The 20,981-nt window shown below is 33.6% G+C and carries 23 protein-coding genes, 1 tRNA gene and 1 rRNA gene; 19 read left to right on the top strand and 6 right to left on the bottom strand.

The annotated features are described in order from the left end of the window. Window positions 1-333: 333 nt before the first annotated feature. The 4 genes from WBM_RS06395 to rlmB form a co-directional block, all read right to left on the bottom strand. Window positions 334-567 carry a double zinc ribbon domain-containing protein gene (locus WBM_RS06395; protein ID WP_225416094.1) on the bottom strand — a complete coding sequence of 78 codons (234 nt, stop codon included), beginning with the start codon at window positions 565-567 and terminating at the stop codon, window positions 334-336. A gap of 49 nt (window positions 568-616) precedes the next feature. Then, window positions 617-1,156: a cytochrome c oxidase assembly protein gene (locus tag WBM_RS02910; RefSeq protein ID WP_011256689.1), complete on the bottom strand. Its 540-nt coding sequence runs from the start codon at window positions 1,154-1,156 to the stop codon at window positions 617-619. Then, on the bottom strand, window positions 1,157-1,879 hold the full coding sequence (locus WBM_RS02905) for a Bax inhibitor-1/YccA family protein (RefSeq protein ID WP_011256688.1): 723 nt from the start codon (window positions 1,877-1,879) through the stop codon (window positions 1,157-1,159). Window positions 1,880-1,946: 67 nt separating this feature from the next. Continuing rightward, window positions 1,947-2,723, bottom strand: a complete 777-nt coding sequence (gene rlmB / locus WBM_RS02900; RefSeq protein WP_011256687.1) for a 23S rRNA (guanosine(2251)-2'-O)-methyltransferase RlmB — start codon at window positions 2,721-2,723, stop codon at window positions 1,947-1,949. A gap of 92 nt (window positions 2,724-2,815) precedes the next feature. Between rlmB and WBM_RS02895 the strand changes: the two genes are divergently transcribed. Beyond that, complete coding sequence (locus tag WBM_RS02895) at window positions 2,816-3,316, top strand: Smr/MutS family protein (protein ID WP_011256686.1); 501 nt, start codon at window positions 2,816-2,818, stop codon at window positions 3,314-3,316. 533 nt (window positions 3,317-3,849) lie between these two features. Here the strand turns inward: WBM_RS02895 and WBM_RS02890 are convergent. After that, window positions 3,850-4,395, bottom strand: a complete 546-nt coding sequence (locus tag WBM_RS02890; protein ID WP_011256685.1) for a hypothetical protein — start codon at window positions 4,393-4,395, stop codon at window positions 3,850-3,852. A gap of 219 nt (window positions 4,396-4,614) precedes the next feature. On the opposite strand from WBM_RS02890, the gene WBM_RS02885 reads away from it, so the two are divergent. The 10 genes from WBM_RS02885 (at window position 4,615) to WBM_RS02850 (ending at window position 13,024) form a co-directional block, all read left to right on the top strand. Beyond that, window positions 4,615-6,118, top strand: a 16S ribosomal RNA gene (locus WBM_RS02885). A 102-nt stretch (window positions 6,119-6,220) separates the two neighbouring features. Then, on the top strand, window positions 6,221-6,598 hold the full coding sequence (sdhC, locus tag WBM_RS02880) for a succinate dehydrogenase, cytochrome b556 subunit (protein WP_011256684.1): 378 nt from the start codon (window positions 6,221-6,223) through the stop codon (window positions 6,596-6,598). Continuing rightward, window positions 6,595-6,960 carry a succinate dehydrogenase, hydrophobic membrane anchor protein gene (gene sdhD, locus WBM_RS02875; protein WP_011256683.1) on the top strand — a complete coding sequence of 122 codons (366 nt, stop codon included), beginning with the start codon at window positions 6,595-6,597 and terminating at the stop codon, window positions 6,958-6,960. Before sdhC ends, sdhD begins: the two co-directional genes overlap by 4 nt. A gap of 85 nt (window positions 6,961-7,045) precedes the next feature. Beyond that, window positions 7,046-8,311: a hypothetical protein gene (locus WBM_RS02870; RefSeq protein WP_011256682.1), complete on the top strand. Its 1,266-nt coding sequence runs from the start codon at window positions 7,046-7,048 to the stop codon at window positions 8,309-8,311. A gap of 114 nt (window positions 8,312-8,425) precedes the next feature. Beyond that, window positions 8,426-8,827: a sugar phosphate nucleotidyltransferase gene (locus WBM_RS06390; protein WP_225416093.1), complete on the top strand. Its 402-nt coding sequence runs from the start codon at window positions 8,426-8,428 to the stop codon at window positions 8,825-8,827. Beyond that, window positions 8,809-9,045, top strand: coding sequence for a hypothetical protein (locus WBM_RS06385; RefSeq protein ID WP_225416092.1), 237 nt, complete (start codon window positions 8,809-8,811; stop codon window positions 9,043-9,045). The genes WBM_RS06390 and WBM_RS06385 overlap by 19 nt, the downstream gene beginning before the upstream one ends. A gap of 392 nt (window positions 9,046-9,437) precedes the next feature. After that, window positions 9,438-9,737 carry a hypothetical protein gene (locus WBM_RS06380; protein WP_233417504.1) on the top strand — a complete coding sequence of 100 codons (300 nt, stop codon included), beginning with the start codon at window positions 9,438-9,440 and terminating at the stop codon, window positions 9,735-9,737. Window positions 9,738-9,853: 116 nt separating this feature from the next. After that, a complete protein-coding gene (locus WBM_RS02860) occupies window positions 9,854-11,083 on the top strand; it encodes a lipoprotein-releasing ABC transporter permease subunit (protein WP_041571469.1) in 1,230 nt (409 codons plus the stop codon). Next, window positions 11,076-11,810 (top strand): hypothetical protein, encoded by a 735-nt coding sequence (locus WBM_RS02855; RefSeq protein ID WP_011256680.1) that lies wholly within the window; start codon window positions 11,076-11,078, stop codon window positions 11,808-11,810. The genes WBM_RS02860 and WBM_RS02855 overlap by 8 nt, the downstream gene beginning before the upstream one ends. Beyond that, window positions 11,807-13,024, top strand: a complete 1,218-nt coding sequence (locus tag WBM_RS02850) for a hypothetical protein (RefSeq protein ID WP_041571468.1) — start codon at window positions 11,807-11,809, stop codon at window positions 13,022-13,024. Before WBM_RS02855 ends, WBM_RS02850 begins: the two co-directional genes overlap by 4 nt. A 145-nt stretch (window positions 13,025-13,169) precedes the next feature. Here the strand turns inward: WBM_RS02850 and WBM_RS02845 are convergent, their stop codons facing one another. Further along, complete coding sequence (locus WBM_RS02845; protein WP_011256678.1) at window positions 13,170-14,525, bottom strand: phosphomannomutase/phosphoglucomutase; 1,356 nt, start codon at window positions 14,523-14,525, stop codon at window positions 13,170-13,172. Between the two features lie 325 nt (window positions 14,526-14,850). Here WBM_RS02845 and WBM_RS05095 point away from each other — a divergent pair, with 325 nt between their 5' ends. The 8 genes from WBM_RS05095 to WBM_RS02820 all read left to right on the top strand — a co-directional run bounded on the left by WBM_RS05095 (window position 14,851) and on the right by WBM_RS02820 (window position 20,980). Further along, window positions 14,851-15,075, top strand: coding sequence for a hypothetical protein (locus WBM_RS05095; RefSeq protein WP_011256677.1), 225 nt, complete (start codon window positions 14,851-14,853; stop codon window positions 15,073-15,075). 97 nt (window positions 15,076-15,172) lie between these two features. Beyond that, entirely contained in the window at window positions 15,173-15,421 is a 249-nt protein-coding gene (locus WBM_RS05090; protein ID WP_011256676.1) for a hypothetical protein, read from the top strand. A 26-nt stretch (window positions 15,422-15,447) separates the two neighbouring features. After that, a complete protein-coding gene (locus WBM_RS05780; RefSeq protein ID WP_011256675.1) occupies window positions 15,448-15,636 on the top strand; it encodes a hypothetical protein in 189 nt (62 codons plus the stop codon). Between the two features lie 401 nt (window positions 15,637-16,037). Beyond that, window positions 16,038-16,184 carry a hypothetical protein gene (locus WBM_RS05775; RefSeq protein WP_158676334.1) on the top strand — a complete coding sequence of 49 codons (147 nt, stop codon included), beginning with the start codon at window positions 16,038-16,040 and terminating at the stop codon, window positions 16,182-16,184. Window positions 16,185-16,882: 698 nt separating this feature from the next. Next, the gene (locus WBM_RS02835) at window positions 16,883-17,707 is read left to right on the top strand and encodes a YihY/virulence factor BrkB family protein (protein ID WP_011256674.1); all 825 of its coding nucleotides are present in this window, start codon (window positions 16,883-16,885) and stop codon (window positions 17,705-17,707) included. Further along, the gene (locus WBM_RS02830) at window positions 17,694-18,467 is read left to right on the top strand and encodes an SDR family NAD(P)-dependent oxidoreductase (RefSeq protein ID WP_011256673.1); all 774 of its coding nucleotides are present in this window, start codon (window positions 17,694-17,696) and stop codon (window positions 18,465-18,467) included. Before WBM_RS02835 ends, WBM_RS02830 begins: the two co-directional genes overlap by 14 nt. An 843-nt stretch (window positions 18,468-19,310) precedes the next feature. Further along, the gene (locus WBM_RS06950; RefSeq protein ID WP_041571466.1) at window positions 19,311-19,709 is read left to right on the top strand and encodes a transposase; all 399 of its coding nucleotides are present in this window, start codon (window positions 19,311-19,313) and stop codon (window positions 19,707-19,709) included. A gap of 1,198 nt (window positions 19,710-20,907) precedes the next feature. Next, window positions 20,908-20,980, top strand: a tRNA-Lys gene (locus tag WBM_RS02820). Window position 20,981: the final 1 nt, after the last annotated feature.

The following is a 20,981-nucleotide window of genomic DNA, read 5'->3' as shown; positions in this document are numbered from 1 at the left end:
TTGCAGGTGACAACACTCTTACTCCCTTGCACTAGAATTTGAGATTTCTTGAGAACAGGACCTTACAGGTGCTCCAGTTGTTACCATATCATCAGCCAATATCACGATTTTATTTTTGATAATTTTGTTATTACTTGTTTTAAAAGCCTTTTCTAAATTTTTTACGCTATTTAAGTCAAAGACTAGCTTGAAGTGTGGTATGGCGAGGACGTTTTATTGCAAAAGTGGTGTATAAGACAAGTTGGATAACTTACTTAATTCCTTTGCAAGCGAAGTATATCCTTGTTAGCTTGACATATCCACTTCATATAGACTTTTGCATAATTTAAATTCTTAAAAATTAAGATTTATGATCATATTTTTACTGTGTTGATCATAAGCACAAACTGATTTTAACACTTTAAACGGTGAGAGATTAGTGATGCACTTACCACACATATAAATGTTGTCTGAAATTGCTGTACTGCAAACGTTGCAGTAATGTTTAGTTAAAAAGTTAATTTTTTTATTGCACTCGCTACACAGATCATAATTTTTATCGATTATGCGTTCACAATTTACGCACACATTTTGAAATAAGAGATTTGTGGTTTTTTAAGTAAGAAACTCACTTTCCCTACTGTTTAAGCTTAAAAAATGTATATGATAGTGTTATTTCACTTAAATCTTTTGTGCTATCATCAAGCATTATGTTAGGATCTATGTAGAAGGATACAGGCATAGCTACTTTTTGTTTGGGTAGCAATATTTGCTCTTCAAAACAAAAGCATGCAACTTTATTGAAATACTTACCTGCTTTGAAAGGTGTAACGTTATACACTGCCATTCCAAGCAAGGGCTGATCAGATAGATTTTCTACGTAATAAAAAGTTAAACTTTGTTCCCCTATGTTTGTATCGATATAATTAGTTTCTGAATTGAATTTCCATGGTAAATCTAGCATTACATCAGCATTGAAATGAACTCTAATTTTTTGGTTAGCTATGTTAGTTGTCGCACTGGTTACTTTTCTTGTTGTACCGCCGTACCCAGTAGCTTTACAGAAGATGCTATATAGTGGTACCGATGCGTATGCAAAACACAGCATCAATATCACTAAAGATATTAGAAAGAAAACTATAGAACTCTTACTGCTTCTCCTTACAGAGGGGACCATCTAATCCCTATTGTTGAACAAGTTAAGTAACCTGAGTAAATTGAGGAATACGTTGATAAAATCAAAATAAAGATTAGTTGCACCAAATATAGCTAGCTTAGTGGTTACAGCTTCTGAACCATCATTATATCTATAATAAACATCTTTAATTCTCTGAGCATCGTATGCAGTCATTAAGGTAAAGACTATTACTGATATGAACGATATTGCAAAGTAGAGAGGACTACTTCCAAGAAATAAATTAACTATGGATGCAATAATTAACCCCCAGATTCCCATAATCAAAAAGGAACCCATACTAGTTAAATCTTTTTTTGTACTATTGCCGTATAAAGCCATAGAACCAAACATAATTGATGTGATGAAGAATGCTCTTGCTATATTTTCTGTAGTATAAACTATAAAGATATAAGATAGGGAGAGCCCCATTAGGACTGAAAACAGGAAAAATACAGTGACTGTGGACTGAGCACTTAGGTATTGAAGTCTATGAGACATGTAAAATACTAGTACAATTGGAGATAGGATTACCACAATCGAAAGAACGGGGTTAGAATAAATTACCTGAAAGAGATCAAAAAACACCGTTAGAAATGCAATAAGCCCTGTTATACCTAAAGCTAAAGCCATATAATTATATACTTTAGTTAGATAACTTCTAAGCCCAGCGCTATAGTAAACGCCTTGAGAGCGGATATCTTGCTCATTTTTCATATAAGACATAATATACTCCTTTCATCCTTATAATAATATATTGTAATACAAAACTGCACTTTTATCAAGCATAAAATCACTTTTTATTATAATTAATATGCAATGTTTTAGTATAGACAGAGTATAATCCTATTGCTGCTGCATTTGAAACGTTTAAACTATCAATTACATTTGACATTGGGATTTTTAAAAGATAATCACAATTTTCTTTAACTAACCTCCGCATTCCTTTCCCTTCAGAACCAAAAATGATTACTATTTTTTTCCCAAAGCTCTTTATTTCATCTATGTTCTCTTTAGCATTGCTATCAAACCCATAACACCAGTAACCGACTTTTTTTAAATATTCCATAGTTTTTACTACATTTGTGACATGTATTAGCGGGACAATGTCTAATGTCCCACTTGCCGCTTTTGCAATAGATGCATTTTCGCTTGGTGAATGGTTATATGGTAAAACCAATGCGTCGACATTAAAACAAGCTGATGTTCTTAAAATTGACCCAATGTTGTGCGTATCAGTAACTTGATCTAAAATGACTATGGTAGAGCTGTCGCTCGAGCTTTCAGCTATTTCCTTGATACTTAAGCTATGAAGAATAGGAGCAACTTTTAAAGCAATTCCCTGGTGATTAGCGCTTTTAGATAGAACTTCACTAAGTATTTTGTTCTTTACTAGCTGAACTTTGATACCCTTACTATCTACACATTGTCTAATTTCTTTTTCATATTCTCTATAAGAATTTTCTGTTACCAACAGTTCTATACATAGCCTATTTTTGTTCTTCAGTGCTAACATGCAGGTATGTTTTCCATACAACCAAAAATTCTTATTAAGTTTTAATGATTTCATCGTATTATTAAAGGTCGAGTTTCCATAAAACAAGCAGCATTTTACTATGCTTAGATATTGTTGTAAAATTATACAATTTAATTAATGCGTTTATGTCAGACGATGAGTTAGATTGGAAAAAAAACGTTAAGCCAATAGAATGTGGGAAGGTTACTTTGAAAATTGACCATAAAGTGGGCACAAAATCTATAGTCAATAAAGGTACTTCTGACTTACAAGAAAAATTTCTCAGTACCAACAATATTAGCTTATCATTTTGCCTTGACTATAACACAAAATCAAAAGTTAATAAGGGTAAATATTTTATAAGCGATAGACTAGACCTTCATGGTTATAATATAGAAGATGCTTACTGTAAATTGATAGATTTTATTATTAAAAATTATCAAACAGAGAGTAGAGGTTTATTGATAATTACAGGACAAGGTAATGGAACAGGTAAAGCGGATACTATAAAGAATAATTTAAGTAAGTGGTTGAATGATACTAAAATTCGGCATATGATTCTATACTATCAACAAGCTACAAAAAAACATGGTGGTAAAGGGGCTTTTTATGTTTTATTGAGAAGGAATAAAAATTTTGTACTCTAAATTTGTGTTGCTAGCCAGTGCTTAAATTTTTTTTAAGCCTTAATTTGAATAGGCTTCTTGCATATCCCAGAGAAAAGGCAAATAGTTACTGTTTTAAATATTGGTGTTTTTTTGTAGCGCTTGCTGCTCTTAAGTTGCTTTAGCTAAAATATTTAAGAAATTTACTAAATAGGAAAAAGGCAAGAAAAACCTAAGATAGCTAGTATTCAAATTCTCCTTTGTCGATTTAAAGTTCTTTGCTGTTTTGAACTCTTTATAAGCACATTTTGGCTCATATTAGGTAAAAACTTAGAAGTTTTATAAAGACGTACGTGCACATAGTGCAAAAAATTAAACATAAGATGCAAAATATCCTAGATTTTTTGTCATTAACCTGCACAAATTGTGAAGGTAAATAGCTTTAATTCTATAGTAAGGAAGCTGACGAAGCTTGCCAAGTAATTTTTTTCGTTTCTATCAGCTACCTAAGTGATGACTGAATGCCCAGGTGTGCTACTAAAAACCGTACGGTTATACAAAAAATCTAATGAATTTTAATTCCCATATATCCGGAGTAATTCTTGTGCTCTATCCTTTATTAGAGTAGGACATTTTCTATCGTTTAATAGTAAATGCAATATTTTGATCGCACCTTTAATATCATTATTATGTATCTTTACTATAGCGATGGCTTCTTGGCTTGAATAGGGGTATACTATGCTTGATTCTAGATTGTTAATTTTATTTTCATTTATTTTTTCACCATTTAGGTGAAGTAAATTCATTATTTCTAAATATTGTGCTAACTCGCGTAAAATATTAGGAACATCTTTATTATCTGCCATACTACTATAAATAGATACTGCATCTGTTAATGTTAAATTTGATATATGATTAAATGCACCTTCAAAGTTTGCTAAATGCTTCCAATTTGAATCTGTTTCTTCTAGTAGCTTATTATCTTTTTTGGAGAATAGTATTTCATAAAACTGATTACCTGCGGTTATAGATTGTTTTGTGTTATCAATATTGTGCAATAAGTGTAATGTAATGCCTACTAATATTAACACCAATGCAAGTAAAAAGATGTATTTTTTCATAGTAGTATCCTCAATAGATATGTATTTGTATCTTAATACTTTTTAATTTGCAAAAACATATTGACATAGTTATTGTATCACATGATAATGTTTTCAAAGTTGTTTGAATAGTTGGAAGTTAAAATATTTCTAAAGTAGAAATAAAGACAGCAGTATAAGCTAAATTATTTTTTATCGGATTTATCCGATATACCCTTAACCTTTTATAGGTTAAAGTCTAAATTTGAGAGTTTGATCCTGGCTCAGAATGAACGCTGGCGGCAGGCCTAACACATGCAAGTTGAACGGAGTTATATTATAACGAGTTATAGTATAACTGAGTAGCAGACGGGTGAGTAATGTATAGGAATCTACCTAGTAGTACGGAATAATTGTTGGAAACGGCAACTAATACCGTATACGCCCTACGGGGGAAAGATTTATTGCTATTAGATGAGCCTATATTAGATTAGCTAGTTGGTAGGGTAATGGCCTACCAAGGCAGTAATCTATAGCTGATCTGAGAGGATGATCAGCCACACTGGAACTGAGATACGGTCCAGACTCCTACGGGAGGCAGCAGTGGGGAATATTGGACAATGGGCGAAAGCCTGATCCAGCCATGCCGCATGAGTGAAGAAGGCCTTTGGGTTGTAAAGCTCTTTCAGTGAGGAAGATAATGACGGTACTCACAGAAGAAGTCCTGGCTAACTCCGTGCCAGCAGCCGCGGTAATACGGAGAGGGCTAGCGTTATTCGGAATTATTGGGCGTAAAGGGCGCGTAGGCTGATTAGTAAGTTAAAAGTGAAATCCCAAAGCTTAACTTTGGAATTGCTTTTAAAACTGTTAATCTAGAGGTTGAAAGAGGATAGAGGAATTCCTAGTGTAGAGGTGATATTCGTAAATATTAGGAGGAACACCAGTGGCGAAGGCGTCTATCTGGTTCAAATCTGACGCTGAGGCGCGAAGGCGTGGGGAGCAAACAGGATTAGATACCCTGGTAGTCCACGCTGTAAACGATGAATGTTAAATATGGGAAGTTTACTTTCTGTATTACAGCTAACGCGTTAAACATTCCGCCTGGGGACTACGATCGCAAGATTAAAACTCAAAGGAATTGACGGGGACCCGCACAAGCGGTGGAGCATGTGGTTTAATTCGATGCAACGCGAAAAACCTTACCACTCCTTGACATGGGAATTATTCCTATTCGAAGGAATAGGGTCGGTTCGGCCGAATTTCACACAGGTGTTGCATGGCTGTCGTCAGCTCGTGTCGTGAGATGTTGGGTTAAGTCCCGCAACGAGCGTAACCCTCATCCTTAGTTACCATCAGGTAATGCTGGGGACTTTAAGGAAACTGCTAGTGATAAACTGGAGGAAGGTGGGGATGATGTCAAGTCATCATGGCCCTTATGGAGTGGGCTACACACGTGCTACAATGGTGGCTACAATGGGCTGCAAAGTCGCGAGGCCAAGCTAATCCCTTAAAAGCCATCTCAGTTCGGATTGTACTCTGCAACTCGAGTGCATGAAGTTGGAATCGCTAGTAATCGTGGATCAGCATGCCACGGTGAATACGTTCTCGGGTCTTGTACACACTGCCCGTCACGCCATGGGAATTGGTTTCACTCGAAGCTAATGACCTAACCGTAAGGAGGGAGTTATTTAAAGTGGGATCAGTGACTGGGGTGAAGTCGTAACAAGGTAGCAGTAGGGGAATCTGCAGCTGGATTACCTCCTTGGGCTTTGTGCATGATTCACCACTTTTAATAGTGGCGCTATTATGTACTATACTGCTGTCTTTACTTTTACTTTGTTTTTTAATTTCCCGATAATGAAGTTTTATGATTGATAGGCCCCTTTCTCCGCATTTACAGATATATAAAGTACAAGTTACTAATTTCTTCTCTATTATGCACAGATTAACTGGTATCTTACTATTCCTTTTGTTGGTGATGCTTTCTTGGTATTTTACATTACATGTTTATTTTCCTGAACTATTTATAGTAAAATGCTTAAACGTATTATTGTCTACTTTTATTGCTAAATTAGTTTGCATTCTATGCTTTATAAGTTTTTCATACCATTTTCTTAATGGTATTCGTCATTTATTATGGGATGCTGGATTTAACTTAGAGATTACTGATGTTTTAAAAAGTGCTATGCTACTGACAGTAATGCTAATTCTTTCTACTATGGCTTTTTTATTTGTGTTTATATGAATCAATCTGGAAATGCAGTACATTATTGGTGGGTTCATCGTATTTCTGCGGTAATTTTACTATTTTTACTTCCTTGGTTTATCTATTCATTTTCTTACGCATTTTATGCTAATAATTCTTTATCTTTTAATGAAAAATTATTTCAGGCTATTAATCACCCCCTAGATCTTCTATTTTTTGTTGTATTGCTGTTTTGTATTTTTTGGCACGCAGTTCTTGGAATGCAGGTAGTGTGTGAAGATTATATACACAGTATACCTCTAAGGATTTTTACAATTACATGTATAAAGTATTTGTCAAGCATCACTTATATAGTTCTTGCCTTTACAATTTTTTTCTTTTATAAGCATGTTTTCTTATAAAATTGCTAGTTCTATGTTAATGTATTATTAATGTGCTAGTTTTATTATTGAACTATAGTGCTTATAGTGATCTTGGTTTAACAGTATGTTAGAGGCGTTAAAGAGAGTAGGAACGGATTTTGTACTGAAAACAAAGGATCTGTTTACTCCATCCGAATCTCAAGTTTATGTCAAAGACCTTAGAAAAGTAATGATATATAAGGATGGGCGAAAATGCCGATATCCAAAAAATTATGATCAGGTTGTAGAATCTGGTAAAGTTATAGAAAATAAGGATATGCATGGAAATTCTGTGCTAGATAAGGATAGAAATCCAACCTATAGGCTTTTATATGGAAATAAAAATAAAGATGGGTGGCCAATTTTTGAATTAACTAAAATTATGGAAATTGGTGACAAGTCTTATTTTACCATTAAATTTTTAGTTGATAAGGGCAAGGTCAGTAAGGGTAAGTGTGATAATAATGATTATCATAGCTTTTATAAGCCATTTGGGTTTTTAAAAATAGATCTTGAAAAATATTTGCCAGTTTTTGAAGCTCAAAAAACTAAGAAGTCTACATGTTCATTTGAATTCACCAATTCTTCTGTGCCTACTAAGAAAACTAAAAATAAGAAAAGCAATGAAGTCAAAGAAATTGTTGATGAAAAAGAAAGAAATGGAGAATTATTATATACTAGTGATTATAAGAAACTAAGCACTAGTTTTTTTGAAATTAGAGATCAAAGTAATAACCTAGAACTAGGCAAGAGCATTATATCTGTTCCTATTGTTTTTGCTGCGGGCTTAGCTAAGATTTGTGCTAAATTACTGACCTATATTCCTATGGAGTTGGGAGAGTATTTAATAGGTAAACAAAGTCTAATCGCAAAATTTTTTGGTTATTTTTTTTTATTTACTCCTGCAGTGGCAGTAAAGAATTCAGTAAATATGTTGGCTACCTTGCTAAAGTTGCCGATCTGTGCATTTGTAGCAAATAAAGAAGAGTATGGTGATGCTTACTGGACTATGTGGAAATACCAATTGAAAGAATGTTGGCAGGAAGCAAAGAATGATTATTCGGTCATTAAAGATGGGAAAAGATCAGAGCTAAAGAAAAAAGATTACCCTAAACGTGAGGTTGCAGGTACATGGAAAGAACTTGATGCTAAGAGGTCGATTATTGAGGAAGAGTTGGAAGGCAGATTGAGCAAAGGTGATGAAAATATGACTGATTCTGGGAAACAAGAAAAAGACTTAGAGCAAGACACAACGCAGCCAAGAACCCTAATACAAAGAAAAATTGATTATGTTAGTAAATTGAACGAAGAGCGAGACCAAGATAAATGTGTTTCACAAATCCATAATTGATTTGCTATTACTTTAAGTTAATATTTACTTTCTACCTTAACTGTTCTACAACAAAAGCTTGCACACATTTTACCTTTAATATAAGTTATTAATTATTTAGCTATTTTTTACTAAATGCGCCCTGTAATACTATGTGGTGGTAGTGGTAGTAGACTTTGGCCTTTATCTAACCCAAGGCAGTTTCATAAAATGTTTAGCTGTAGCACTATGTTTCAGAGCACTTTGTTGAAATTAAAAAGTGATTATATGCTACCCATAATTGCCACAAGTATGCAGTGTGAATCGTTGGTAATGGAAGAGTTAAATGTGCTGCAGGAATATAAAGTGATTTTCGGGCTAGTAAAAATTGGAACTGCAGTGGTGCTACTGATTTTAGCATTTCTTTACGATAAAAACGAGACAATGTTAATTCTACCTTCAATCTATTTTATAGACGATTTAAATAATTTTTATGCTTCTGTTGAGAAAGCATCTCAGCTAGCCTCTGAACTGACTCTATGGTTACATCTAGGGTGAAACTTCATGAGTTTAATCCTGAATACGGCTATATCGATGTAGTGTATGATCAGAAAGAGAAATATTATGTAGTAAAAGATTTCATAAAAAAGCCTGAGCATAAACTAAGTAATTATCATTACTGGAACTCTGGCATATTTGTATTTAAAGCGAAACGCTATATAGGTGAGACTAAAAAATATGTTCTGCATTTTTATAATTGTATTGTGCAAGTATAAAGCATTTCTCTCTACAAGAGAGATTGCTGTATTTAAAACAACGAGATTGTGTAGAAATTGAAGGCATTTCTATTGATTATTTGGTGATGAAAAGAGCAAGAAATATTGCAATAATAGAAGCTAATTTTGATTAGATAGATGTTGGAACTTGGAGTTCTGTTTTAGGATTAAGTAAGAAGTTTGATAAAGAACCAGAGTATCATCCCAATACGTAACTAGAGAAAAAGAACCGATTTTGACAACAGAAAGTGATGCAGAAAATTTGCTAGGTAAGGCTTTTATAAACAGCGAAATGTTTCAGATGAGAGCCTAATATCGTTTATTATAGAGTTAAGGAAGGAAAAGCGATAAGAAAAGAAGTTAAACCATGGGGATTTTATAGTGTAATTTTAATGTGCGAGAATTTTCTTGTAAAATGCCTTTTTATAAATCCATTAAGTTACATTTCTAGGCAGTTCCATCACTGTAGGGATGAGTACCATATAGTACTGTCAGTAATTGGATATGTTAGTTTATACAATAAAACACATGCTATAATAGAAGATTATGTGATAGAAATTCTAAGGAAATTTTTCCATAGGATTGAAAATAGAAGCACAAGCGCTTCACTTGAAATAGTTGAATTTCAAGTAGGTGAGCTTTTGTCTAATAATAATATAGTTAGATTAGATGATGTATATGGAAGATTATAATATTAAAGTATTGGATATACCCTATAAGCCTGCTAGATTAAAGGCGACCTAGTTTTTAAGTAAGGGGAAGTCTACGATTATATGAATCTTAAAAATATAATATTTAATCTCAAGTAATGTCCATTGTCTTTGAAATTACTATGGCTGTTCGCTATTTGCGAGCAAAGAATGCCAAATTTTGCTCTGCAATGACTTTGTTCTCTATTATAGGTATTGCTCTTGGAGTTGCAACGTTAATAGTGGTGATGTCTGTAATGAACGGATTTAGAGCAAGGTTGCTTGACTCAATACTTGGCATTGATGGCCATATCAATGTTTATTTTGATAGAAACATAAATTCAGATTACCGTACAGTATTAGAATCTGTTAAGAAGATTCCAGGTGTATTAAAAGCAACCCTTATGACCAATGATCAAGTTATCATTACAGCAAATAGCAGAATTGTTGGTGCTGTAGTGCGGGGTGTGTCAGCTAAAGATTTGCTTAATAATACTACTATTAAAAACAGTGTAATTGTAGGTGATGTGAGAAAATTTGATAAAGGAGTAGTAATAGGGGCACGCTTAGCGGAAGTATTGGACGTTGGTTATGGAGATAAAATTGTGCTTATATCATCTGAGGGGTTTGATTCATTGCTTAGTGAGGTGCCGAGAATGAAAGAATATGAGGTCATAGCGATATTTGATATGGGCATGTTTGAGTATGATAATACCTTGATATACATGCCCATAAAATCAGCACAAGCTTTTTTTCACTATAGAGATAGTGCAAGAAACATAGAAGTATTTGTGAGTGACCTTACTAAGGCTAATGAGCTAGCAAATATTATAGAAAAAGAAACGGGAATGGAAGCTAGAAGTTGGCAATTACAACAGAGCCACTATTTTAATGCTTTGGAGACTGAAAGAAATGTGATGTTTTTAATTCTTACTTTGATTATAATTGTAGCGGCATTTAATATTGTCTCGAATTTAATGATGATAGTGCAAGAAAAAAAATCTGCGATTGCAATTATGCGCACATTTGGTGCAACAAGTGGGAGCATTATGCGCATATTTTGCATTTGTGGATTACTAATTGGGTTTACAGGAACTTGTCTTGGTTGTATTATAGGTGTTGTTTTTTCTCTTAATATTGAAAATATTAGAGTATTTTTAGAAAGCATTACTAACGTTAAGCTACTTGATCCTATGGTATACTTTTTTTCAAGTTTACCAGTAATATTAGTCCCTCAAGACATAGTAAATATTTCTGCACTTGCATTATTCTTATCATTTCTAGCGACAGTTGCTCCTGCATTACAGGCAGCTGCGCAAGACCCTGCGGAGATACTACGTTATGAATAGTACTTGGCAAAAATGCATAGGCTGGTTCTTAATTGCGTTATTATTTGCTAGTTATATTACAATAAATAACATAGTGTTTTTAAAAGTAAATCAACAGGAGAGTGAGAACAATATAGAGGCTTTGACCGGAAAGATAGATGAGCTTAGGGCGTTGCTTGAAATTAATCAGTCAAGAATAGAAAAAAAGATATTTGATTTCAAAAGAAGTTTGCATACTCAATGTGAGCAGATAGGTAATGGTAGTGCAAGGTATAGGAATCTTGCAAAATTACTTTTGCTTGTAGTTAAGATGAAAAATTCATTATTGCAAGAAGCAAAATTTGATAATTATATAAATTCAATGAAACCTTTGATATCAGAGCTTGATGATCCAGAGATAGAGAATGCAGTGAATGAATTAGAAAGTTTAGAAGAGATAAATACTTTACGTGAATTGAATTTATCTTTTGAAAAAACTATTGCTATTATTAACTACAATAAAGGTACACTGTTTCAAAAAATCATTTCAAACTGGGTAAAAATACGAGATAAAAATGACCCGTTAAGAACAAAATTTGCAGAAATTGAAAAGTTAGTAAACGATAATGATTGGCAAAGTGTGGCCGCTGCAGTAGGCAGTTTAATAAACCCAGAATTCAAACCATGGCTTAATAGATTGAATAGTTTTATTGTGGCTTCTAAGAATATTTCAATAATATATCATCACTTATTACAATATGTCTCATGATTTATTTTATAATTTTTGCCCTCTCATTTTTATTTGGTATATGGGCCAAGGTGAGTGGTGAAGTAGTAAAGTTAGAATTAGGGAGTTACACTATAAGTGCTGATCTATGTTTTATTATTTTTGCTTGTGTAGCTTTATTGTTTTTATCAGTTACACTTACGCGCTTTTTTTCTTCCATTTCGTCAATATTTGCCAATATAAGAAATAGAAAAAGAGACAGAGAAGAACTGCTTCTTTTTGAGGCATTTTTTAGCATAGATTTAGGTAATATAGAAGATGCTCATAAGCTAGTTAAAAGTCTAAATCAGGAAACCGATAGGTTATCTCTAATAAAGATTTTTAACTCAGGTAAGACGGGGAATTACAGCTTTTTCAGTAATGGTTTAACAGATATTGCAAGTAAAAATCGTAACTTAGCTCTGCTTTTAACTAATAAGCTGATTGCTCATCTCAAACAGGAAAGAATAATCTTTCAAAAATTCATAGAGTATTGCTCTAGCTCAGTTAATGACAGAATTCTATCTATTCCCTTTCAGATAGAACACTGTGCACTGCAAGAAGATTGGGTCAATGCAATTTCGAGATTAAAGGAAGCTATTAAGTTCAATGTTTTTCTTCCCTTTGATTGTAAAAAGATGCTTGCAGTTTTTTATTGTGCTTTGGCAAAACAATATGAAAGTAAAGGAAATTTTAAAGAGGCTGTGAAGTCTTTATTTAGGGCACAAAGTTATTGTGTAACTTTTCAACCTATCAATTATTTAAAGGCAGAGTTGTATATTAGGCTTGGAAAGATCAGAAAAGCTTCTGCAGTACTAGAGGCGGAGTACACAGTAAACCCTACTCCTCAATCAGCTAAAATTTACATCAGTTTGAATAGTGAAGGTGCTGAGAGGTTATATAACTTACGCCCCGATTATTATTTTAGTTATTGTTTACTTGCTTCATCCTCAATTAGTTCAGGTAAATACGATCTTGCAAGTCAATATCTAAATACTGCTATAAAAAAAGCTAATTACATGTCAATCTACCTCATTATGGTGCAGCTCAAGGTTGTGTTACAAGAGCAAGATCAGACAATTTATTGGCTAAGCAAGATGGGCTCAGAAGCTTTGCCTGATCCGTGCTGGAAGTGTAAGAATTGTAATAAAGAACTAGAACGATGGGATTATAAATGTTCAAGCTGCAATGGCTTTAATTGTGTATGTTATAGTTAGGTTAGTGGTGATTCTAGGCACAAGATCTATGAACCAGTTTCAACTACTGATTCAAAGCAGTCTTGTGCATTGCTGATTTTCTTTTCATTTATGTTGATATATTTCAAGGTAGTAGTTATGCTAATTTTGTAAATTAATTTTGTTTTTATGAAAGATTACAATCTAAAGACTTTGCTTTATCAATATAACGAAACAGGACCTTTTTAGTAAGTTCAAAATCTTCCAAGGTATCTCCTTCGCACCTTGCTGTAATGCAGTTTTGTGTATTTGATACCCTAAGGAGCCACCATCCTTTATTATCGTTGCCGGTTACTTTAATACCATCAAGATCTGAAAATGCAATATTTTGTTGCTCTAGTGTTTTCTTTATTAATTCAATTATTTGAAATTTTTTTTCATCTTTAACCACAATCTTCACTTCATGGGTGATATATAGCTTTGGTAAATCCTCAATCATCTGAGATAGGCCCTGACTTTGCTTAAGTAAAATGTCAATGGCCTTAATAGCAGAATATAGTCCATCATCAAAACCTAGCTCGGAGAAGAAAAAATGCCCACTTAATTCACCAGCAAACTTTGCTCCTTCCTCTACCATCTTTTTCTTAACTAGTGAGTGCCCGGTGGCACAGGTAACCACCTGCCCCCCTAACTTGCTAACGAAATCATGCACTTTCATACTCATTTTTACATTGGCAATAACTTTGCTGCGTGGACATTCCTCTAATACTTCACGTACAAAAATCATAAATAAATGATCATTAGAAACAATACTGCCTTTATTATCAATTAAGCGTACCCTATCACTATCACCATCGAGTGCAATGCCAAGATCACATTTGTCTTGCTTTACAATATCAATAAGTTGAACAAGATTTTTTTCTTCTATGGGATCTGGATTATGCAATGGAAATACTCCATCTATAGAGTTATTGATTATAATATGTGTATGGCCAGGTAAGATTGTTTCAATATACCTTAAGATTCCACTTGCTGGACTATTTCCACAATCCCAGGCTATCTTTAGTTTTTGTGTAGAATTGTTCTTTACCGCACTTTTTAATACGCGAATGTATTGGCTATATATATTTACATTGATTAAACTTCCAATTTTTGTACTGTTTTTAATTGAACTACTTATAATTTCCTTTGTTTCTTGATCTAAGTAAACTTTTTCACTACTGAAAAATTTAAAGCCATTATAGTCGCTTGGGTTGTGGGAGGCGGTTATTATAATGCCAAGGTCTGCCTGTGTGATTTGCGTTGCAGCGTAGAGCATAGGTGAAGAGCATAATCCAATGCGTATAACATTTGCTCCGGATAAAGTTAAGCCCCTAATTAATTCTTTTTCTATACTTGGTGAATCTATTCTACTGTCATAGCCTACACAAACATTAGCTACAGTCTGGCCAAACTTTCTGCCTATTTCATATCCATCGTTAATCTGTAGATCTTTGCCTACCACGCCCCTAATATCATATTTTCTTATAATGGTATTGTCCATACTATACTGCTCAGAGTAACTACTATATAGCATTATGGACAAGCGCTCAAGTTTCTTCTTTATTTACTCTCGTAATTAATTAATTTTTAAGTTAAAGATATTAATATTTTCTATATTCTCTAGAAATGTAAAATTATGCTAGAGGAGAACAGAGATTTCGTCTATGTCGGAAGAAAATGAAAATATATCTATTGAGGGTCAGAGTTTAGATGTAGATGAATGAAAGAAAAATAATATTTTAAGTTTTATTCAATCTTCTAGCAGCCTTCAGGGCACTATAGAGCAACTAGAAAGAAAAAATTTAGTCTAGCATTTTATTGATCTTTTGTACAAGAAAGAAGATGAGAATATTACAGAACAGGTAAATTTAAAGTGGAAAGGAGAATTTAAAAAATCAATAAATAAAACACATAAGAAATTTGAAACATTCTTACCAAGCCAAAAATTCTTAGCGTATTCGACAAAAGATAATAACTTTAACATTAGGTTTGAAAATAAAGAAGAATTAATAAAAATCAGTGATGTTTTAAGAGCTAACAATGAAGATTAGGTTTATCACATGTTTTTAGGAAAAGACAGTCAAATAGCTGCGTACAAGAAAAAGGCAATGAGAGGTACTATGATTTTACTGGCTTGGTCCATGCAAGATGACCATTAACTGGCAGGCTAAGGATCCTGAAGGGAATAGCATAAATTGTAGCATGACTGTGAAGGTAGGATCTGGTGGTATCCAAAGTGCTACTGGTGGGTTTGGTGTTTCGAAGTTCAAAAGTCCATTACCAGAAGGGAAAAAAAGTGAAATATTAAAGTTGGTTGAACAGAATAAAGAAGTTTTTATTAGTGGAAAAACTCTGTATAAAGCTTTTACTGACGTGGGCCAGAGTGTAGACGATTAGCAAATATCGAAGAAGGAAACGTTTACATGAAATCACCTACATCACCGCAATTGCCTACACAAAATAACAGTGAGTATTCTTTTCTCCTGGAAGCCTGTCCGCGTTTTCTTCGCGCAGAAGTTCTTTTTTCATTAATAGCGAGGTTAGCAGTGAAGATGAAATATATGAGAATGATTCATATAATAACAGAGAAGTGCATGAACGAGGGGAAATGAATTAGAGAATAGAGTAAAAGATTAGAAGAAAAGAACAAGCATCTTGAAGGGGAAAATAAAGGGTTAGAAGGCCATAATGGAAAAATAACAGAGAAAAGTGGTGAGAGGACAAATGGATTAATCAAGGAAAAGCAAATTTTGGAAAAGAAAGTTAAAAAGTTTAAAGCTGAATTGGAAAAAAAAGATAAAAGAATTAGCTAGGAAGGATTGAGACATTAAGGGATTAAAACGAGAGAAGGCATACTAGAACAAAGTCAAAGGGATAGAAATGCTGGAATAGCAGAATTGAAGAGTCAACTAAAAGAAGAAAAAAACGAGAGCCTAATCAACAGACAAGATTAACAAAGAGCTACGGAAAAGTTAGAGAAAGGTGAAGAAGTTAAGGAGAGAATGGGAAAGAATTGAAAGAAGCTAAAGCTCAATTAAATGTACTAGAGAAAGAAGTGAAAGAGATGACCGAAAACATAAAGGATGATTATAAACAACGCTTAGCAGAACTTTCATCAAAGCTAGACAAAGAGCGATTAGAGATTAAAACGATTAGCTGAAGGATTAAATAAACTGTGAAAAAAAGCTTTAGAGGAGGAATTTTAACAACCTAATACAGGTAAGAAGTTACCTGTAGGTAAAATAGAGAAGTAGATATAAGGTGAGGAAATAAGAAGTTTGAAAGAGGAAATCGAGAGAAAAATTTGGAGATAAAAAAGTTAAAGAAAAGTTTAGAGCAATTACAAGAAGAAAATGAGTAACTAGAACAAAAGCTACTAGGAATATCTTTAGAAGATCAAGAAGAGATTAGAAAAAAAGAAATGCAACTTTGTAAAGTCATTAGCTTATTCTTTGACGAAAAAAACAATTATCTTGGAACAAAGGTATTCGATCGAGCTTATCTTATTGATGGAGAAAGCGAAGGTGCCAATACAGTATTATTAAATCCAAGCTTAACTACCTGCTAAGAACTCAAAAATTAAACTAGACTAGGCTTAATCTGGTTGTTGTGACCTCTATCAATCGCATACATTATAAAACTTCTTGCACTACCTCCTTACCATCTTCAGTAAGTAGACGCTAGTATTTTTTCTGGTTATGTGTTGAAATGAAATGAATTTTGTGTTGTTTGAAAGAGAGAATATGGATGACAAAAAAATGACAATACATAACAATTCTCAGTATCATTAGAGGGTTTTTTGCTTAAAGATATATTTTATTTCATTTAGAATATTTTACTTGGTTTATTTGTAATATAGTGAATAAGTTACTGAAGAAATTTTACGGTATTATTTATTGTCTTTATCATGCTTTGATTGACACAATTTATAATGACGGGATGGAACATGCGGGATATTTATCATTTTTAATCTTGTTGTCGATATTTCCGTTTCTCATTGTCTTAATGGCTTTGGCGTCAACATTTGCGAATTTCTTAGACCAATATAACATTGGCTGGACATTTATAATTGACAACATGCCACAGGACATTTTAGCATCTTTAATGCCGCGCATTAGGGAGATAATATCAGGGCCACCACAAAGTTTATTAACTTTAGCAATTGTGGGTGCTATTTGGACTGCTTCGTCGACAATTGAAGGGTTAAGAACGATATTAAATAAAGCCTATAAAGTTCCGGTTTCGCCTCCTTATGTATTAAGGAGAATATTAAGTATATTACAATTCTTAATAATTACGTTTATTATAACTCTAACTATAGTATTTTCTACATTAGTGCCAATGCTAATCGATTTTTCTTACCATGGGCTAAGTTATACTAGGTATCTTCTCATTGAATTCGTACTTTTCATAGTAGTTTCCTGGCTATACTTTATGCTGCCCAACATAAGACAAAATGTGTCAGATGTATTTCCTGGATCTTATATAGCTGTTATGCTTTGGACAGTTTCTGCTTCAGCTTTCAAGCAATACTTAAGAGCCTCCTTTGACCAACTGGATTTAATATACGGAAGCTTGGGTGGCGTGGTAGTGTCATTACTGTTTTTTTATATGGTGAGTTTAATTTTTATATATGGAGCAAAGTTTAATTTTCAGCTAAAATGTTTTAATGGATCTCGCTAAGGGAAAAGAAATGGGTAAGTTAGAAGGCAAAATAGCTTTAATTGCCGGGGCTTCAGGTGGAATGGGATCAGCCGTTGCAAAAAGATTTGTGAGGGAAGGTGCATATGTAATTTTGATTTCGAGGTCTATTGATAATCTCAAGCAGCTATATGATGAAATCGAAAAGCTTGATGAATTCAAAGAGGGTTCTGTTAAGCTAATTCAGCTTGATCTTTTGGACTTTGAAAACGTAAAGATATTGGCAAATATGATAGAAAGCCTAAAATTATCAGAATCTGGGGCGCTTGATATATTAGTTGCATGCACTGGAATTTTAGGTAAATTGAATCTTGTTCATGACTGCGAGCTTGAAGAGCTACAGAATGTAATGAATACAAATTTTACTGCCAATTGGTACTTACTAAAAAACTTAGATCCAGTACTAAAAAAATCCAATTCTGGAAGAGTGATATTCATGACCTCAGAAGTGACGCTTTCTCCTTCTTCTTATCCATATTGGGTACCTTATGCTGCAAGTAAAGCTGCACTGGAAATCATGGTAAAGATATATGCATCTGAGACAAAACATACAAAATTGTGTGTGAATGCTGTGTATTCAGAAGGGCCTGTTGATAGTGAAATGTATAAGCAAGCATTTCCCGGAAAAGATATATCTGAATTGATATTACCTAATAAACTAACAGACAAATTTGTGGAGCTAGCTTCTGAGGATTGCAGCATATCAGGGCAAGTTTTGCCACTAAGTAAATCCCTTGAATAAATTGCGTGAACATTGTGTTTTGAAATAAACATTTAAAATTACCTGCAGTCGTTAGGCCTAAAGCATGCTATACAGGCATTGTAAAAGTAGTGAAATATTGTAGGAATTTTGGGAATGTGATGTTCTACTACAAAGAAATGATATCAAAATTGCCAAGAGAAGAGCTGGGAAAAATGGATGGGGCTGTTGACGTAAATTATAGAGTTAGCAAATTTACGGGGAAAATGTTTTCAATTTATTGTTGTATAGCATACTAGAGAAAAATGAGATGAGCTTGCGGATAATTGGAGGAAAATTATCGCCGCATGTTCAACTTAGATACACGCCATTCATCAGTAGCAAGCCGCTTAAAAACAATACCTGTTGAGTACTTTAAGAGGATTTTTCTATTCATGTTGTAGAGTTTTTGTAGCCCGGGGGAATCAACGAAAGTTGCTGATTATAGATTCAACGACACTTCAACTATCAAGTAAATTACTACGGCTTGGTATTTCCTGCAGAAGCACGAAATATTGTAAAGAGACGTGATAAAGTGCACTGTTGCAGCAGATGGGAGGTTTGAAAATTGTTTGATTTATGTACTCAGGCAGAAAGTTTTTCGGATTATAAATCGTTCCGGGAAATGATTTTAAATCACGGTCAAGAGTCAATTTGCTGTTTGACCGTGAGCTATAAAAACGTGCTCCTTTTGAGGAGTTTTTAGGGAAAAATGTATATTTTATCAATCATGGCAATGACAAATAAAATGGTTCGTATTCATGCAAAGACTACAGGTGTACAAACGGAAACGCTTGAACTGACAGAAAATATGATAGTCCAGTTAGTGCAAAAGGTTCGGCGTTTTTGCAGTTTGAAATCAGGCCAATTAAAACAAAAAACCAAGAAAGTGGTGAGATTCTCACATTTTTAACCAATATTTACGAAATATCTGTTGAGGAAATTTGTGCTTTTTACAAAAAGTACTGGTCAATAGAAGTTTTTTTCAAATTTATTAAGCAAAAGCTCAATACCAGGCATTTTCTTAGGTACAGCAAAAACACAATTTTTGTTACATTGTATATGATTCTCATCACCTCTGTTTTATTAATGAAATACAAGAAACGCAGTGAAGTCAAGAGTTACAAGTTTGCAAGGAGAGCGTTTATAAATGAACTTAGGCTCGAAATCTTAAAATCTGTCATTGAATATTGTGGTGGAGACCCAGAAAAAGTCTACAATTATTACCTTTATTCTTTTCCATAAGTAATGTTTGTACAGCTGTGTGCTTGGTACTGGAATCAGGTTGTTTTTTTCTAAATCCCAGCGTCATATGCTGAAATGACACCCTACTTTTTCTGGATCTCAAGTTTGGGCGACCTCTCTCTTAAATTGCTTTAGCCATAAACATTAAGAAATTTACTAAATAAAAAAAGGCAAAAGAATCCCCGTGGTCGGCTAGTTATTTACATTTAACTTTGAAACATGGCATTCTCCTATTCTAAATGCTTAATAACTGCAACTCAGTTGCTTTTGAACTGCAATCAGTCTAAATTATAAGCGTTAAGAAATTTACCAAGTAGCACCGGACGGAAGAAATCTGTCAAACCAGGAAGAAGCTCCTTAATTTAAGTTTTTAAGAACCCCAGAGGCAATTACTGCTACTACAAGAAAGTTAGCACGTATCTTCTATCAAATGTTGAAATGTGGACAAGGATATGTGGAAAGAGGTATAAGCTACTATGAAACACGTTATAAAAAGAAAGTGTGAAAAATTTGATCAAAAGGGCACAGGAATTTGGTTATATGTTGGTTCAACAAGAGGAGTTGGTTGAAGAAGTTTCTTAGGAAGAAAAAGGGCAAAAGAAACCCTAGTGATATCTCTTGTAGGAACTTGACATTAATGTCTTATATGCTTGGTAAGTAGTCAACCTTGGAATTATAAATATCCATAACGTCACGATAAGGGTAATGCAGAAGTTTTTCAAATAATTTCTTTATAAAAAAAGAAGATTAGTTGATTTTTGAACTAATTCTTAAATAAAGACAAAAAGAACAATGCAATGTGAGTTGTTTACTGTTCTCTCAAAAACTTGGCGCTTATTACATTACTTAATAAGCGAGATTCAGCTAACGTAGATAAAAATTTATAAAGACATGGAGTGTCTATATAAGAAAAATTAAACATAACACACCTAGTTTAATAATGTGCTTTTGTCACTTAAATAAAGATTAAGGATAAATTTTAGGTCTAAAACATCCCCATATAAGGGTTCTTAAGGCCTGTAAAATGGGCTTTCTATTTCTTTGGATAGACACGTTATTATGCGCTTAGCGTGCTGCTAAAAACTGATTTGAGTGCAAAAATTCTATTATATAATTTATTTAACCACATATGAAAATTTTAGTTTGATTAAAACGGATAAAATCTGTATTACTGTTTAATATAGCTGAAAAATAAAATGATCCCGTAGCTCAGCCGGTAGAGCAACTGACTTTTAATCAGTGGGTCGCGCGTTCGATTCGCGCCGGGATCAC

This window comes from Wolbachia endosymbiont strain TRS of Brugia malayi (assembly GCF_000008385.1).
In the GTDB taxonomy this organism is placed as follows: Bacteria; Pseudomonadota; Alphaproteobacteria; order Rickettsiales; family Anaplasmataceae; genus Wolbachia.
Note: the sequence above shows the minus strand (reverse complement) of the source record. Positions and strands in the feature narration are given on the sequence as shown.

What these genes read in the sequence shown, in the direction of transcription:
- WBM_RS02905 (WP_011256688.1), bottom strand. Translation starts at nt 1,879, where the DNA reads ATGTCTTATATGAAAAATGAGCAAGATATCCGCTCTCAAGGCGTTTAC.
- WBM_RS02870 (WP_011256682.1), top strand. Translation starts at nt 7,046, where the DNA reads ATGTTAGAGGCGTTAAAGAGAGTAGGAACGGATTTTGTACTGAAAACA.
- WBM_RS02850 (WP_041571468.1), top strand. Translation starts at nt 11,807, where the DNA reads ATGATTTATTTTATAATTTTTGCCCTCTCATTTTTATTTGGTATATGG.
- WBM_RS05780 (WP_011256675.1), top strand. Translation starts at nt 15,448, where the DNA reads ATGAAATCACCTACATCACCGCAATTGCCTACACAAAATAACAGTGAG.
- WBM_RS02860 (WP_041571469.1), top strand. Translation starts at nt 9,854, where the DNA reads ATGTCCATTGTCTTTGAAATTACTATGGCTGTTCGCTATTTGCGAGCA.
- WBM_RS05090 (WP_011256676.1), top strand. Translation starts at nt 15,173, where the DNA reads ATGACCATTAACTGGCAGGCTAAGGATCCTGAAGGGAATAGCATAAAT.
- WBM_RS02895 (WP_011256686.1), top strand. Translation starts at nt 2,816, where the DNA reads ATGTCAGACGATGAGTTAGATTGGAAAAAAAACGTTAAGCCAATAGAA.
- WBM_RS02910 (WP_011256689.1), bottom strand. Translation starts at nt 1,156, where the DNA reads ATGGTCCCCTCTGTAAGGAGAAGCAGTAAGAGTTCTATAGTTTTCTTT.
- sdhD (WP_011256683.1), top strand. Translation starts at nt 6,595, where the DNA reads ATGAATCAATCTGGAAATGCAGTACATTATTGGTGGGTTCATCGTATT.
- WBM_RS06385 (WP_225416092.1), top strand. Translation starts at nt 8,809, where the DNA reads ATGGTTACATCTAGGGTGAAACTTCATGAGTTTAATCCTGAATACGGC.
- WBM_RS02830 (WP_011256673.1), top strand. Translation starts at nt 17,694, where the DNA reads ATGGATCTCGCTAAGGGAAAAGAAATGGGTAAGTTAGAAGGCAAAATA.
- WBM_RS02845 (WP_011256678.1), bottom strand. Translation starts at nt 14,525, where the DNA reads ATGGACAATACCATTATAAGAAAATATGATATTAGGGGCGTGGTAGGC.
- WBM_RS02855 (WP_011256680.1), top strand. Translation starts at nt 11,076, where the DNA reads ATGAATAGTACTTGGCAAAAATGCATAGGCTGGTTCTTAATTGCGTTA.
- WBM_RS06380 (WP_233417504.1), top strand. Translation starts at nt 9,438, where the DNA reads ATGTGCGAGAATTTTCTTGTAAAATGCCTTTTTATAAATCCATTAAGT.
- WBM_RS06390 (WP_225416093.1), top strand. Translation starts at nt 8,426, where the DNA reads ATGCGCCCTGTAATACTATGTGGTGGTAGTGGTAGTAGACTTTGGCCT.
- rlmB (WP_011256687.1), bottom strand. Translation starts at nt 2,723, where the DNA reads ATGAAATCATTAAAACTTAATAAGAATTTTTGGTTGTATGGAAAACAT.
- sdhC (WP_011256684.1), top strand. Translation starts at nt 6,221, where the DNA reads ATGATTGATAGGCCCCTTTCTCCGCATTTACAGATATATAAAGTACAA.
- WBM_RS02890 (WP_011256685.1), bottom strand. Translation starts at nt 4,395, where the DNA reads ATGAAAAAATACATCTTTTTACTTGCATTGGTGTTAATATTAGTAGGC.